General features: G+C 73.0%; 1 protein-coding gene. It reads right to left on the bottom strand.

The annotated features are described in order from the left end of the window. Positions 1-577: sulfotransferase family protein (locus ACWJ6R_RS37790; protein ID WP_449066775.1), on the bottom strand; the 577-nt coding region annotated here is incomplete at both ends.

The following is a 577-nucleotide window of genomic DNA, read 5'->3' as shown; positions in this document are numbered from 1 at the left end:
GCCGGAGCTGGGCGGAGGTGAGCCGGGCCGCGACCGGGTTCGGCTCGCGGAGCCGGGTCAGCCGGTCGTGGGCGGCGCGCTTGGCCCGGGTCAGCCTCCGCACGGCCGCGGCCTGCCGGTAGGCGAGCAACTGCGTCTTCGACGGCTTCGGCGCCCCGCTGAGCTCGTAGCCGAACTCCTCCAGCCGGTCGCCGAGCACGGTCTCGCACAGCGAGACCTCCCACGGCTTCAGCCGGTCCCGCCACGAGCCCGACCGCGCCGTGGTGACCTGCTCATGGGTGTTCACGTGCCAGGTCTTGTGCTCCGGTACGGCGACGCCCGCCACCCGGCTCGGCTCGCACATCGCCGGGTCGAAGTCCTCGCCGAGGAAGTCGCAGAGCCCGCGCAGCTCGGTCTCGGGGTCGCGGGTCAGCCGCTCGTAGCGCAGCTCGTGGTAGCTGCCGGCGGGCAGCTTCGGCGCGCGGTCGCGGGCGAAGTCCATCGCCTCGGCCCAGATCGCGATCGCGTGGGAGATGTCCTTGTTGTACCAGGGCATCTCCTTCAGCGACGCCACGCAGTCGCGGCCGTCCCGGATCAG

It is taken from the genome of Planomonospora algeriensis (assembly GCF_977012225.1).
The sequence above is the reverse complement of the archived record's forward strand: the minus strand, read 5'-3'. Positions and strand labels throughout refer to the sequence as shown.